The sequence below is a fragment of the Novosphingobium endophyticum genome (assembly GCF_014640675.1).
GTDB lineage: Bacteria > Pseudomonadota > Alphaproteobacteria > Sphingomonadales > Sphingomonadaceae > Novosphingobium > Novosphingobium endophyticum.
This window is the reverse complement of the sequence record NZ_BMHK01000035.1, coordinates 21163-35505: the sequence shown is the minus strand read 5'-3', so window position 1 is coordinate 35505 and position 14343 is coordinate 21163. Positions and strand designations below refer to the sequence as shown.

Here is a 14343-nt window from a genome sequence, read left to right as displayed (position 1 = left end):
GCCTCGTTGCAGGTTGGTCTAGACACCAAAATTCCTACAACAAGCCAATGGTTTACGCTACTCCCGCCAACCATCACGACCAGTCCGATGAATAGGAGAGGCTAGGTTGCAGGAACTGGCTGAGGATGAGGACGTCAGCGTTCACCTGCGGGTGCTCCCCGGCTCGCTAGTGCATGATGCTCGGCCGGTTCTGATGGTGCCCGTTAGCCTGCAAGCCTCCGCGATGCAAAAAATCCGGGATTGCGTTACAATCGACAAAACGCGGGAGTTTGACCAGGACCCACGGTTCGGTCTCGTGGTGCTGGCTGAAATAGCTTCACGCGCGATGTCGCCAGCCGTTAACGATCCAGGGACAGCGATCGATGCGCTTGGTTCGACCCTGCGCCTGTTCTCGGAGTTTGCCAAGTCACGCGCCGATGCGCCTGTCGAAGTGACCCATGATCGGGTCTATGGACCATGGCTTGCGATAGACGATCTCTTCTCTACCGTGTTCGATCCCATCGCCCGAGATTCGAGCGGGACGCTCGAGGTCATAAACCGGATACTGTTCGTCCTGTCAGCACTGTCGCGCACTGACCCGATCCTGTTCAGTAAGTGCGCGGACAACACGGCCAGGCATACGCTTGAGGTGGCCTGGGCGGACCGCAATGACGATTGGTTTCACCGAGAGTTGCGCGCTCGAGCCGACCAGCACGGTTTCAGCCACCTCGTTCCCTCCATGCAATGAACGGGTAGGACAATCACCACGTCGGGTTCGGCCCGGGCGGAGCCGCGCTCGTAGCCGGCACCATTTTTCTCCCGCAATCGCCGGGCGCGTTACGGTAGACCATTCGACGATCAGCCGAGCTGCGGCGCCGGGGCTTGTCTCTGCTGCGTTGCGGCGCGCAAGCGCAGAAGAGCGAAGGCGGCAACGGCGCAGGGCAGTGCAAGAAGTGCAAATATCTCGGCAGCGCTCGCCCCCCATTGCAACAGGACGCCAGCCGCTACCGGACCGACGGCACTTCCGATCCGGGCGATGCCAATTGCCCAACCCAATCCGGTGGCGCGTATCGCAGTCGGATAAGATGTCGCGATGATCGCCATGACGCCAGCGCTGGCACCGCCAACGGTGAAGCCGAGCACGAATGCAATTCCCGCAAGTGCCGCAAAACTGACTGCAACCATGCCCGTGATCGCAGTGGCAACGGCACCGACGAGTATCGAGGAAGCGCAGATCAAGTAGCGATCGTACCGGTCCATCAGGGGCCCCAGTACGAGAGCGCCCACGATTGCGCCGGCGCTGTTGCTCGCCACCGCGAGCGAGGCGCGCGCGATCGGCAGGCCGAGCTGCTGCATTAGGGGCGCCATCCAGGACAGTACCGTCAGCAGCATCAGCCAGCACATGAATGCACATAACCAGATCCAGCCTGTAACGCGCGCATTTTCGCCGCGAAACAACGCCGCAACTGGTGCCGAATGAGAGGCCCCCTCCTCACGAACCGGCGGAACAAGCGCCTCCGGCGGATTGGTGCGAAGCCTTTTGAGGACGACATGCGCCTGGACCAGCCGCGCCGGATTGCGAACGAGGAATTTCGGCGATTCAGGCACGAACAGCAGGATCGCGCCAGCCGCCACCGCCGGAACAGCGCCGCCGATGACGTAGAGCAGTTGCCAACCATGGCTCGGCAGCATTGCCGCGGATGCCAGGCCCCCGACCACATTGCCGCCGGGGATCATCGCCCATAGCACGGCCAGGATCGTTGCCCGCAATCGCGCAGGCGCGAAATCGGAGCAGAGCGCCACGAAGTTGGTGGCAGCACCGCCAAGCCCGATCCCGGTCACCAGGCGAACGAGCAGCAGTGTTTGATAGCTATCGGCGGCGACTGTCGAAAGCGTCGCCAGCGCAAAGACCAGCGCCGATAGGCCGAGCACGAGCTTGCGGCCCCAACGGTCGGCAGCAGGCCCCGACAGGAAAGCGCCGGCCATGAAGCCGACCTGCGCCGCGGCAAAGATCGGACCGAAACTGTTGATCTCGATATCGAGATCGCGAGCGATGGCAGGGGCCGTGATGCCGATGATGACCGAATCGAAGCCATCCATCACGGCGACCAATCCGCACAGCAGGAAAATGCGCCAATGATAGGCGGTCAGCGCAGCGCGATCGAGCAGCCGGGTGATGAGGTCATCATCCAGGACACTACTGTCCGTAGCGCCGGTCATCGTGTCTCGCCGTGCAACCGTGCGGGATTGTCGACGAGGACCTTTTGCCTGGCCTCCGCGTCTTCGAGTTGCCGGTACAAAAGCTCGACCAGTTCCGCGTCGTTCACGGGAGCCTTGGGATATTCCGGATGCGGCCAGTCCGTCGCCCATATACAGCGGTCCGGGGCGGCCCCGTAATAGGCGCGCGCGAAGGTCAGGCTATCGTCCCATGGCGCGTCGCCGGCCGAATTGCGATCGCCGTGCGAGAGCATCATCCACCAATTGTCCCGAGCGAGAAGATCACGAATGATCGTCAGGCCGGGCTGATCCAATCCGCCGGCGAACGGTAGGTGGCCCATATGGTCGAGCACGATCGGACCGGTGACTTTGCGGAATTCGTCCTGCAGTTCGAGCAGTTCCGGCTCGGTAACATGCACCCGGGCGTGCCACCCGAACTGCGCGATGCGCTCGAGCGTGCGGTGAAAGGTCGGCAGGCTGGGAACGACGTTCAGGCGTTTCCAGAAGTTGAAGCGGACGCCCCTGACGCCCGCATCGTTCAATTCTTCCAGCGTGCGATCGCTGACATCGTCATCGATAATCGCGATGCCGCGATAACGCACGCCGTCGTACCCGTCGCGGCCGCGACGCAGCGCTTCCAGCAAGGCGCCGTGATCGGTTCCATAGAGGCTGGCTTGTACGATCGAGACGAAGCCCAAACCGAGGGTCTTCGCCATATGATGCACATCATCGAAATACGCCTTGGGCGGTTGGTAGGCCCCCTGCTTTCGCGGCGGGAAGCGCGACGGATCGCCATATACATGGACCTGGCAGTCCCAGCTGCCGGCCGGCATCGGCTCGCGCGGGGCGCGTGTTTCCCTGACGAACGTCTCGTGCCCGCTCATGGCTTTATCCCCTTTCCAGTGCCCCGGCCCTGTTGCTCAAGGCGCTCGTTGATTTTGGCGGCGATGTCCCGGCGCCAGTCGGCCATGGGTCGAAACCCGGGCTGTCCCATGCAATAGGCGTGGGTCTTTGCCAGGATAGTGGCCTCGTCCTGGGTAAGGTCGACGACCTCCTTGATGGGTTGCTCGATGTACCAGTCGGTATCGGTAAAAACCTCGAGCCGATTGCCTTCCGGATCGCGGAAATACAGGGACCACGATATCCCGTGGTTTACCGGGTCGATATCGCTCACCAGATCCAGTGGCAGGGCGGCATAAAACGCCTTCAACTCCGCCAGACTGTCCACCCGGAACGAGATCTGGTTCAGGATGCGATCCGCAAGGCCTTCCGGCCGGCCGGTCACCAGAACGAGTTGATGATGCTCGGCGGGATCCCGGCTGAGAAAGCAGAGTTCGGCATGCGGCAAGCGGCCGCGGTCGGTAATTACGAACCCCATGTGGCGGGTATAGAAGTCGACGAGCGGCTCCAGGCGCGTGCAGAACAGACCGACGTGGCTGAACCGAAGCGATGGCGGGACGGTCATCCTTCGTCCGCCACCGGGTTGCTCAGCATGCCGATGCCGTCGATCTCCACCGTTACCTGGTCGCCGTCACGCATGTAGAGCGGCGGATCGCGACGATCCCCCACACCCCCGGGCGTGCCGGAGACGATCACGTCACCCGGTTCAAGGCGGGTAAAGATCGAGGCATAGGCGATCAGTTCTTCGATCGAGAAGATCATTTGCGACAGGGTCGCTCGCTGGACCTCCTGCCCGTTAAGCCGTGTGACCAGCGCGCAGGATTCCCTGCCCGGCAAGTCGGCGGCAGGAATCATCCAGGGTCCAAACGCTCCCGTGGAGGGGAAATTCTTGCCTGGCGCCCACTGGCTCGTGTGCTTCTGCCAATCGCGCACGGAACCGTCGTTATAGCAGGAATAGCCGGCGACATGGTCCAACGCATCGGCCTGCGAGATACGACGTCCGGCCTTTCCGATGATGACGGCCAGCTCGCCTTCATAATCGAACCGTTCGGATTCGCGCGGCCTGATCATGGGCGCTCCGTGCGCGACCTGTGACGAGGCCAAGCGCAGGAAGATCGTCGGCCGCTCGCTATCGGGTCGGCCGGTCTCGGCAACATGCGCGCGATAATTGAGGCCGACACAGATAATGCGAGGCGGAGCCGGGATGACCGGGAGCAGCGTGACCGCATCGAGTGCGTGATCGGGCTCGGCGCCGGCATGCTTCGCCGCGCCAGCGATCCCGCCGGCTGCGATGAACCCGGCCAGATCGGCCGCCGCCTCGCGCCGGCCGAGATCGATCACCCCGTCCCCGTCTACGATTCCAAAGCTCGGCTCGCCGGCGGGATTGAGGAAGCTGATAAAACGCGTGGTCAAGGCGGTTACTCCGATGGGGCCGCCCGATCGGCGGCAAAGCGTGTAAGCTGGGCAAGGTCGCGCTCCCCCCAGCCGGCATCGACAGCAGCGACGGCTGAGCTTCGCGCAGCATCACAGGCAGGCACGGGATGATCCAGGGCGCGAGCGGTGCAACACATCGCGGTCAGGTCTTTTGCCATTCCGGCCAGATCGAATTCCGGCGGCAGGTCGGCGTCAAGAATGCGGTCGATCTTGCCTGCCAGGGCGCCGATCGCAGCCTTGCTGTCGGCAATCATGGCGAGCATGCCGTCCAAGGTCAGGCCATTTCGCAGACCGATACCCAACGCTTCGCCCAATGTCTGCCAATAGGTCGCGAGCGGCAGGTTGACGACCAGCTTCATGGTTATTCCGGTACCCAGCGGCCCAACGTGGACGATCCGTCGCGCAATCCTGGTCAGTACGACGCTGGCACGCTCGACCGCCGCCTCCTCACCGCCTGCCATCACCAGCAGTTCGCCGCGCCTCGCCGGCTGGACCGAGCCCGAAACCGGAGCGTCGACGACCTGCGCGCCGGCTTCGTTCGCCGAGGCCAGGACATCTCGGATGGCCTGAATGGCGGCGGTGCTCATCTCGACGATGGTCTTGCCGGAGAGATCGACGCTGCAAAGCCCATGTGGGCCTTTGTAGATCGCCTCGAGCGCCGCTTCGTCGCGAACGATAACGAGGATGATGTCCGTAGCCTGCGCCAAGGCCGCCGGTGTCCCGGCTTCCCGTACGGCCAGGCCCTCTGCTTTGCCGGGCGTGCGGTTCCACACATGCAGGTCGACGCCCTCTTCCGCCAGTCGAGCGGCGATCGCGCGGCCCATGCGTCCAAGGCCAACCAGTCCGACCCGCGCCGTCATGTCGAGGTTTCCGGGATCGCCGGCTCGACGCCGCTGATGCGCGCCACGAGATAGGCCGGGTCATGGTCGAGGCAGTCAGCGCGCCAGGCGACGTGCTGGTCCGGCCGAATGAGCGTCATCTCCGCCCCATAGAGCGTACGCAACGCGGGGTCTCCTGCCAGCCGCACGACGGTCAGCGGCATGCCGAGCCGGTCGGCCGCAGCTTCAAGGCGCGCCACTTCGTCAGCTTGTGCACCATCGAGCGCGAGCAGGGTGAAGTCCGTCCCGAAATGATCATAAAGCGAGCTTCCGTCCGCAAGCCAGTGGTGCGGCGCGAGACCGCCCGGCCGCGCGTCCGGCAGGTAGACCATGGGATCCCAGGTTGGCGCAACCATCCCATCGGCAACAATCACCTGACTTTCGTATCGCAAGCCAAGGACGACATTGATGGCGTGAAATTCGCGCGCCTTACCCGCCGTGATCGATCGACCGATCTCGTTGCGGATCGCCGCGCATGACGGATCATCTCCTTCCATCGCTTCGCGCACCATGTGATGCGTGACGAATGAGTAATTCTCCGCTGCTTCCTCGATCACCAGCCGCGCGACCGCGCGACGCTCGGCCTCGTAGCTGTCGAGCAGCACCTCCCCGCCCCAGCCGTTGAGCACCGCCGCAAGCTTCCAGCCGAGATCGACCGCATCCCCTATTCCCATGTTCATCCCGTAGCCGCCCATCGGCGGATGAAGGTGACATGCATCGCCGGCGAGGAACACCCGCTTCAGGCGATATCGGTTGGCGAGGAGGCGGTGGGCGGACCACGTGTCGGTCTCGAGTATATCGAAAGGGACATCGGCCCCGATCGCCAGTCCGATGCGGCGACGCGCCTCATCCAGATCGTAGGCCGGCGTATCGCCCTTGAGCTGGGTGGAGAAGAACCAGAGGTCGTCCTCGTCCATCGGCCCGGTCACCGCCGGCGCGTCCGGGTTGACCAGCCAGTAGGAAATGGCGCGGCTGAGCGGAACCCGCTGGCTCAGCCCGGGCGCGCGATACACCGCGAGAAAATTGCGCATGTACGCGGCGTCGCCCTCCATGCGGGCATCGATCTGCGTTCTGACCTCGCTACGCCCCCCATCCGCGCCGACGAGGTAGCGAGCGCGAAGCTCAACCTCTTCGCCGTCTCGCTCTACCGTCGCGACGACGCCATCCTCGTCTTGCCGTAACCTACACAATCTGTGTCCGAACAAGAGGCTGGTTCGCGGCTTGGTCGCGATCGCCTCGCGAAGAACCGCTTCGATCTTATATTGCGGTATCCACTGCGCGGCTTCGGGAAACCGCTCGTCTCGTAACTGCTGGTCGCCAAAAAAGGCGTTCTGGAAGCGCGCAAGTTCCTGCCCGAACAGGCGGGTCGCGAAAATGATGTCTCGCGGGTAGCTATCCGGCAGCGGCGAAGCGCGCCTGACTTGCTCCGCCAGGCCCCATCGGCGGAAGTGCGCCATCGTCCTGACGTTGGTTGTCTTGGCGCGGGGCTGCCGACCTCCACGAGGAAGCTGCTCAAGGACGATCGAATCGATGCCATGTCGTTCCAATTCGACCGCAAGGGCCAAGCCGACCGGCCCCGCTCCGACTATCAGCACCGATGTATTCATTATCAGCCATCCCTCTCGTCACTGGCCAGATAATATATAAAAACGGCATATGGCAAGCTGTATTATATTCGACAGATTGCCGATTTGTGCTAGCATAATCGATAGATGACGAAACAAAGCCCATCCGAGGAGGCCCCCGTCGCGCTCACCAGCGCGTCGTTGGTCTACGAGCGTCTGCGGACGGATATCCTGACGAGCACCTTGCCCGCTTCGGCGAAATTGCGGATCGACAGCCTGCGGGAACGGTATGGCGTAGGCCCCATTCCCCTTCGCGAAGCGCTCAATCGCTTGTTGAGCGAGGGCTTCGTCGCACTGGAGGATCGCAAGGGTTTCTATGTTCCCGCAGTGAGCCTCGCCGAGCTTCGTGAACTCACCAATACGCGGTGCTGGCTCAACGAGATCGTCCTGCGCGAATCGCTCAAGTCGGGAGACGCAAGTTGGGAGGAGCGGGTCGTCCTGGCGGGATATCATCTCGGCCGAACGCCCCGCGAACCGGCCGCCAAGGACATGATCATCAATCGCGATTGGGAAACACGCCATCGCGACTTCCACATCGCCCTGGTCGAAGCCTGCCCCTCCCGCTGGCTACGCGACTACCACGCCAATCTGTTCGACGCGGCCGATCGCTACCGCCATCAGTATCTGTCCGCCGGCCCCCCCGTGGGCGCGCGCGCCGTATCGGACGAACATCTCGGGATGCAGGATCTGGCCTTGAAACGAGACTTCGCCGGTCTGCTGAAACTGTACAACCGTCACATCACGCAAACGAGCGACATCATCATAGCGTCCGTTCAACCGCCCCCTGACCCCGCAGCAGGCAAGAGAACGAAAGTCGCCACATAAATCATATATGAATTGAAAAGGATTTCGATTTCGTCGATGAAGATTCCAGACTGGAGGCTTCAATGACGGACATCTTCCTCACCTGCGCTGTTACAGGCAATCACACGACGCGAGACCAGAACCCGGCTTTGCCGGCCTCGCCGAACGAGATCGCGGAATCGAGCCTCGCTGCAGCGGAGGCGGGCGCCGCCGCCGTCCACATCCATGTCCGCGATCCGGCGACCGCCCAACCCTCCATGTGCGTGGATCATTATGCCGCCGTGGTCGAACAGATCCGGCGCCATGATCCTTTGCTGGTGATCAACCTGACGACCGGGCCCGGCGGCCGGTTCCAGCCTTCCGAACACGACCCGCTCGTACCCGGCCCGCGCACCAACTTCCTCGTGCCAGAGCGGCGCGTTGAGCATATTGCCGCGCTGCGGCCTGACATTGCGACGCTCGACCTCAACACGATGACGTTCGGCGGCGAAGTGGTCATCAACACCCCGGGCAATATCCGGCGCATGGCGCAGGTGATGCGCGCGAACGGCGTGCGGCCCGAAATAGAGCTCTTCGACAGCGGCGACATCGTGCTGCTGCACGATCTTATCGCCGACGGCACGATCGATCGCGCGCCGCTGTGCTCACTCGTGCTCGGTATCAAATACGGCTTTCCGCCGACGATCGAGACCCTGTTGTTCGCGCGATCCCTGCTTCCCGCGGATGCGGTCTGGACAGGGTTCGGAACGGGGCGGATGGCATTTCCGCTCCTCGCCCAAGCCGCGCTCGCGGGCGGGAACATACGGATCGGGCTCGAAGACGCCGTCTTCCTCACGCGCGGAGTACTGGCGCCTTCCAACGCCGCCATGGTCAGCAAGGCCAGGCGCATGGTCGAGGACCTCGGCGCCACGCTTGCAACTTCCGTCCAGATGCGGGAGCGGCTGGTCCTCGCGCCTACCAACGGTTGATCGCCCGCTTTGGAGCAGGCCTAATGCGTCGGCCTGGTGGCCTGCGCCATGACGTGAATCGCAGTTGCCTCAGGCCTCTTCGTTGATCAGCCTGGCCAACACTCTGCGCGCCTGAACAGCCGCGGCATCTGGCCGCAACAGCGCGGGTTCCAGCTTGAGCAGATCCGCCGTTCCGATTGCCGCGGCCTGCGCCTCGATCATGGGTTTGTCCTCGGACAGAAAGGCTTGCTCCAGCGCATTTCGCTTGCGAGCATCCAGCTCGGCGCTGTCGGGACCGAAGTTGCGCACCGTCGACCAGAAATAATGGCACGTATTATCTGTTTCCGGCGTCATGATGTGCGAGCCGTAGGTTTCCCGGACGCCGAGTTCCGGCCCGGCGGGATCGACGCGGATGGTCAGCAGCATCGAGGCGGGAGGGTCCCAGCGAACGTTGAGCCAGCGTGTCACGGGGCGTCCCCCCGTCTCAAACGTATAGTCCATGAAGCTCGATAGCGTCTCTTCATGCACCGTTCGATCCGAGTAAACGGTATTGCCTTCCTGCCTCGACGCGGTCCTGGCCTTCCGGATCGCCTCGCTTCCGAGCGTTTCGGGATGAAGAAACTCGATATGGCCGAGGTCCATGATGTTGTCGGTCATCAGTTCATAGTGAGCCTTCGTTCGCATGTATCCCCACAGAGGGCGGAGCGTGGCATCATCGAGGAAAGAAAAGTCCGGGATCAAGCCAGGGTCGGCTTTCGCTGGCTCCCCCATCCACAGCCATATCTGCTGATGGCGCTCCGTTACCGGATAACTGCGCACGCTCAACGCCTTCGTAATGGGACCATGCGGATTCGCGACGCACCCTCCGCCCGTGCCAAACACCAGGCCGTGATAACCACACATCAGGCCCGCTTCCGTGAGGCGCCCCATGGACAGCGGAACGAAGCGATGCGGGCAGCGGTCCTGGAGAGCAACCGCTTTACCTGTTTCGTCACGGAACAGGACGACCGGCTCGTTCAGAAGGGTGCGGGCAAGCAGGCCGTCGGTGACTTCGTCGGCCCACGCGGCGACGTACCAGCTGTTCCTGAGGTAACGCATCCGGCCCCCTATCAACTATGAAATTTAGCGCTTGCATATTTTATATATGATCGTCAAGATTGGATGATAACATATAGCACTGGGTTTTGGGGAGGAAAAAAGCCATGGGATTCGCATTCAAATCGCTACTTCTGGTTTCGGCGGCGCTTCCGGGCAGCGCCGCGATCGCGCAGACTGCAACGCAGGAACCTGCGCGCACCCCCTCGACAAAGGCGGCTTCCGGAGGCGCCGTCGGGAATGGCCTCGCGGAAATCGTGGTGACGGCGCAACGGCGATCCGAGAACCTGCAGAATGTCCCTGTCGCCGTGACAGCGCTAAGCGCAGACACACTGAAAGCAACCGGCGCGACCTCCGTGGAAGACCTGAACGGCCTGACGCCCGGGCTCAACATTACAACCACGGGCGGCGTCTACGTGCTGCCCCGCATCCGCGGCGTCGGCACGACCGCTGGAGGAGCGGGGATCGAGAACCCGGTCGCGGTCTATGTCGACGGCGTTTACTACGCGTCGGCAACGGGGTCTCTGCTATCGCTGAACAATGTGGCCCAGGTCGCCGTGCTGAAAGGGCCGCAGGGAACGCTTTTCGGCCGGAACGCGACCGGCGGCCTCATCCAGATTACCACACGCGACCCGCAACAGGATTTCGAGGCGGATATCGAGGGGACCTACGGTAACAAGGACACGATCGGGGGCAGCCTCTATCTGACAGGCGGACTTGCAACGAACATCGCGGCAGACCTGGCGGTTTATTATCGCAATCAGCAAGACGGCTTTGGCGTCAACCGAGTGACCGGCAAGGACGTCAATCGTGGACGAAATTTGGCGCTTCGATCCAAGATCAAATGGGATCTGAGCGAAGATACCACGATCAAACTGGCAGGTGACTACACCAACAACAGAGCCGCGCTCGTTGCGTTCCGGCCGGTCTCGGGAACCATTCCGGTTGGCGGGGTCCCTTTCTCCAGCGGCAAATTCGACGTCGAGTCCGATGCCGATCCGCTGAGTGCGACGAAGCAAGGCGGTGGCAGTCTGACGATCCAGCATGATTTCTCGGCGGTTCGCGCCCTGAGCATCACTGCCTATCGCAGAACGCGGACCCACTTCATTCTGGATTCGGATAAGCGCCCGCAACCGATAACTACCATCGATCTCGTCCAGAATGATCGGCAATTCAGCCAGGAACTCCAGTTGGTGTCGACAGCCGGCGGCCCTTTCCAATGGACCGCTGGCGCCTACTATTTCTGGGCGAAAGGATCATACGATCCCATTCAGATTATTATCAATAATGGCGTTGTCCGCCTCACCCTTCCTTCGGAGCAAACCACCAATTCGATAGCGGCCTATGCGCAAGGAAGCTACGAACTTGCTGAAGGGCTCAAGCTCACAGCGGGATTGCGCTACACGCATGACCGGCAAAGCTTCTCCGGCAGTAAAACGACGACCACGCCTGCCGGCACATTCCCCACGGCGTCCGACTCGGATTCGACCACTGCGAGCAAGGTAACGTGGCGGCTCGCCGTGGATTACCGGTTCTCGCCCGAGTTGATGGGCTATCTGTCACACAACCGCGGTTTCAAGAGCGCGGGGTACAATCCGCAGGCATTCCCTGCCGTACCGTTCGAACCTGAAGTACTGGACGCCTACGAAGCCGGTTTCAAAGCGGATCTTTTTGACCGCAAAGTGCGGTTCAATCCATCTGTGTTCTATTATGACTACAGGAACCTGCAGGTATCATCGTTCGTCAACGGAATCTTGACGATTTCCAATGCCGCGAACGCGGAGATATACGGCCTGGATCTTGATGCGACGGCCGCGATCACGACGGGCCTGACGCTGAGCGGAGGACTTTCCCTCCTCCACGCCCGCTACAAGGACTTCAATGGAGCCTCGATCTCCACGCCGCTCCCAGGCGGCGGAAACCTGATAACCAGCGGCTCGGCCGCCGGAAATCGTCTGCAGGCCACACCGGATTGGACACTCAACCTGGCGGTCGATTATTCGATACCCGTCGGCGAGAATGAGCTGCAGCTTCACGGCGATTACTACTACAATGACGGATGGTACCCCGAGGCCGAAAACCGTGTCCGCCAGCCCAGTTACAACCTGTTCAACGCCTCCATCGCCTATGTGTTCAACGACCAGCGGTACAGTGCGCGTATCTGGGGCCGCAACCTTGGGAACACCGCCTATGCCCTGCAGATGAACTCGCAGGCGGTCGGGGATGCCATCGGAATGGCGCCGGGCCGAACGTTTGGCGTGACACTGGGAGCAAAGTTCTAGGCAGGCGATGCCCTTCCTCCAGAACGTCTGGTATATGGCGGCATGGGAAGAGGAACTTGCCGCCGGATCGACGATCGGACGCACGATCGTCGATCGCCAGGTGGTGCTATGGCGGGATGCGGACGGAACGCCGTCCGCCCTTCTCGACCGGTGCCCGCATCGTTTGGTGCCGTTGCATAAGGGCGATGTCAAAGACGGCGCTCTGGTTTGCGGCTATCACGGCCTGGGGTTCGATCCCGCCGGGAAATGCGTCATCAATCCGCATGGGCGGCCTACGGAAAGCCTGTGCGTGCCCAGCTTCCCATGTGTGATCGAACACGAGATAGTCTGGATCTGGATCGGCGATCCGGCTCGGGCGAGTCGTAGCGAGATTCCCGACCTCAGCTTCATCGGCGGGTCGCCGCGGCACGGCATCAGCAGAGGGTACATGCCCACGGCGGCGGCGCATCAGCTGCTAACCGACAATATCCTTGATCTCAGCCATGCCGATTATCTTCATCCCGACACGTTGGGCGGTGGATCGATCAGTCGATCGAAGCCCGTCGTCTCGCGCGGCGCCGGCCACAGCCTGAGAGTCAGCTGGACCGCGCTCGACGAAGAGCCGCTGCCGATCATGCGCCCCAACCTCGGTTGTGACCGGGCAGACATGTGGACCGACGTTCTGTGGTATCCCAACGGCGTCATGGTGCTTTCCATTACCGCGGCCCCCGCCGGAACGGATCCGGAAACCGGGATAAAGACCGTGAACGCACACATAATGACGCCTGAGACCGACACCCAAACACACTACTTCTACTGCAATTCTCGAAATTTCCGGACAGACGACGAGGAGTATAATAACCAGCGTGCTGCTGCGCTGCGCCGTGCCTTCGAGCTGGAAGACAAGCCGATAGTAGAGGCTCAGCAAAGAAGCCTGGGGAACCGGAATTTCATGGAGATGCGCCCTGCCCTGCTTCCGATCGATGCGGGGTCAGTGGCCGCACGACGCATTTACGGCGCGCTTCTGACCGAGCAAATGGACACCCTCTTCGCCGTCCGTTCTGCGTCATCTTTCATTTGAGCCGAGGCTTCCAGCCTGGTCGTATTGTGGACGCATCATTCACTTTGAGGCCGGAACGCCATCTTTCGACAAGGCGGCCGCGGACTGTGTCAATACGCCGCGCAGCCATGTCGTCGCAGGATGGCGATCACTAAAGCGGTTCCACTGAAGTGTCTCGACGATCGGGGACATCTCGAAGGGGAGCGGGTGAATCCGGATAGGCAGATATTTTGCGTACTGCTCCGCAAATCGTCGATGGGTGGTTGCAAGCCTTTGTGTCCCGACGACCAGGTGGGGGACCAGTGCGAAATTCATCGCGATGGCCTCAACTCTCCTCGGGCGCTCGAACCTTTCGAGGAACCACTCGTCGAAGGCCATACCCCGCTGCGGCCCAAATCGGGTCACCACATGGCCCATCGCAAAATACGCTTCGAGGTCGGGATCGCCGGGGCACTGTGTGTTCCCCTGCCAGGAGATGCAGACGTAGTTGTCCGCAAACAGACGCTGAGCCGGGTGCTCACTCGAAATATATTTCTCCGGCAGTATGAGGAAATCGACATCCCCGCGGTCCAGGGGTTCATGGGGTGTGGTTTGCCCCTGCTGGACGATTTCGATCACAACTCCCGGTGCTTCTTTGCTCAGTTGCTCCACAACGGGAGTCAGGAACACCGTTGCAACGTAGTCGGACGCCATAATCGTAAATTGCCGCGTCGCGGTTTCCGGATTGAAGCCCGGCGTTGCATCGATGAGACTATGGGCTTGCAGCAGGATTTCGCGAACCGGCTCCACCAATGATTGAGACAGTGGCGTCAAAACCATCTTCCGGCCCATCGGCACCAGCAGCTGGTCGTCAAAGAACTCCCGAAGCCGCGAAAGCGCAGTGCTGGTTCCCGACTGGCTTAGATTCAACCGCTCGGATGCACGTGTCACGTTTCGCTCGTCGAGCAACACGTCGAGTACGACGAGCAGATTGAGGTCCAAGCCACGCAAGTGCATAGATCTTTATAAATCCTTCAAACACTTCTTCAGCCGCCCCGTCCTTTCCGGATGGGGTTTACTTCTAGGTAAGCGACCATGCGTGCTTCGTCGAGCATGCATACTACTGCTCCTCCGCTTCCGCTGGAGTCTTTTATTGGTACGCTC

The 14343-nt window shown here is 61.7% G+C and carries 13 protein-coding genes and 1 pseudogene; 6 read left to right on the top strand and 8 right to left on the bottom strand.

Annotated features, from left to right (window positions below; translation table 11 throughout):
• Window positions 1–106 precede the first annotated feature (106 nt).
• On the top strand, window positions 107–727 hold the full coding sequence (locus IEX32_RS17525; RefSeq protein WP_188772841.1) for a DUF2254 family protein: 621 nt from the start codon (window positions 107–109) through the stop codon (window positions 725–727).
• Between the two features lie 110 nt (window positions 728–837).
• Here IEX32_RS17525 and IEX32_RS17520 read toward each other — a convergent pair whose 3' ends face one another.
• From IEX32_RS17520 to IEX32_RS17495, 6 genes are read right to left on the bottom strand one after another with little or no spacing between them, the layout of a single operon-like run.
• On the bottom strand, window positions 838–2199 hold the full coding sequence (locus IEX32_RS17520) for an MFS transporter (protein WP_188772840.1): 1362 nt from the start codon (window positions 2197–2199) through the stop codon (window positions 838–840).
• Window positions 2196–3080 (bottom strand): amidohydrolase family protein, encoded by an 885-nt coding sequence (locus IEX32_RS17515; protein ID WP_188772839.1) that lies wholly within the window; start codon window positions 3078–3080, stop codon window positions 2196–2198. Before IEX32_RS17515 ends, IEX32_RS17520 begins: the two co-directional genes overlap by 4 nt.
• Window positions 3077–3661: a VOC family protein gene (locus IEX32_RS17510; protein WP_188772838.1), complete on the bottom strand. Its 585-nt coding sequence runs from the start codon at window positions 3659–3661 to the stop codon at window positions 3077–3079. Before IEX32_RS17510 ends, IEX32_RS17515 begins: the two co-directional genes overlap by 4 nt.
• Window positions 3658–4509 (bottom strand): fumarylacetoacetate hydrolase family protein, encoded by an 852-nt coding sequence (locus IEX32_RS17505; RefSeq protein WP_229736463.1) that lies wholly within the window; start codon window positions 4507–4509, stop codon window positions 3658–3660. Before IEX32_RS17505 ends, IEX32_RS17510 begins: the two co-directional genes overlap by 4 nt.
• A 5-nt stretch (window positions 4510–4514) precedes the next feature.
• Window positions 4515–5390 (bottom strand): NAD(P)-dependent oxidoreductase, encoded by an 876-nt coding sequence (locus IEX32_RS17500; protein WP_188772837.1) that lies wholly within the window; start codon window positions 5388–5390, stop codon window positions 4515–4517.
• Complete coding sequence (locus IEX32_RS17495; protein WP_229736462.1) at window positions 5387–7015, bottom strand: FAD-dependent monooxygenase; 1629 nt, start codon at window positions 7013–7015, stop codon at window positions 5387–5389. Before IEX32_RS17495 ends, IEX32_RS17500 begins: the two co-directional genes overlap by 4 nt.
• A 105-nt stretch (window positions 7016–7120) precedes the next feature.
• Here IEX32_RS17495 and IEX32_RS17490 point away from each other — a divergent pair, with 105 nt between their 5' ends.
• Both IEX32_RS17490 and IEX32_RS17485 read left to right on the top strand, forming a co-directional pair.
• A complete protein-coding gene (locus tag IEX32_RS17490; protein ID WP_188772836.1) occupies window positions 7121–7858 on the top strand; it encodes a GntR family transcriptional regulator in 738 nt (245 codons plus the stop codon).
• A 62-nt stretch (window positions 7859–7920) separates the two neighbouring features.
• Window positions 7921–8805: a beta-keto acid cleavage family enzyme gene (locus IEX32_RS17485; protein WP_188772835.1), complete on the top strand. Its 885-nt coding sequence runs from the start codon at window positions 7921–7923 to the stop codon at window positions 8803–8805.
• A gap of 69 nt (window positions 8806–8874) precedes the next feature.
• On the opposite strand, the gene IEX32_RS17480 is transcribed toward IEX32_RS17485, so the two are convergent.
• The gene (locus IEX32_RS17480) at window positions 8875–9882 is read right to left on the bottom strand and encodes an aromatic ring-hydroxylating dioxygenase subunit alpha (RefSeq protein WP_188772834.1); all 1008 of its coding nucleotides are present in this window, start codon (window positions 9880–9882) and stop codon (window positions 8875–8877) included.
• 104 nt (window positions 9883–9986) lie between these two features.
• Here IEX32_RS17480 and IEX32_RS17475 point away from each other — a divergent pair, with 104 nt between their 5' ends.
• The 3 genes and pseudogenes from IEX32_RS17475 (at window position 9987) to IEX32_RS17470 (ending at window position 13221) form a co-directional block, all read left to right on the top strand.
• Window positions 9987–12161, top strand: a complete 2175-nt coding sequence (locus IEX32_RS17475) for a TonB-dependent receptor (protein ID WP_188772833.1) — start codon at window positions 9987–9989, stop codon at window positions 12159–12161.
• Window positions 12162–12168: 7 nt separating this feature from the next.
• Window positions 12169–12441 (top strand): annotated as a pseudogene (locus IEX32_RS21120) (Rieske 2Fe-2S domain-containing protein); the annotation flags it as partial.
• Between the two features lie 27 nt (window positions 12442–12468).
• Entirely contained in the window at window positions 12469–13221 is a 753-nt protein-coding gene (locus tag IEX32_RS17470; protein ID WP_229736461.1) for a hypothetical protein, read from the top strand.
• Between the two features lie 39 nt (window positions 13222–13260).
• Here the strand turns inward: IEX32_RS17470 and IEX32_RS17465 are convergent, their stop codons facing one another.
• Window positions 13261–14181 carry a LysR family transcriptional regulator gene (locus IEX32_RS17465; RefSeq protein WP_188772831.1) on the bottom strand — a complete coding sequence of 307 codons (921 nt, stop codon included), beginning with the start codon at window positions 14179–14181 and terminating at the stop codon, window positions 13261–13263.
• Window positions 14182–14343 lie beyond the last annotated feature (162 nt).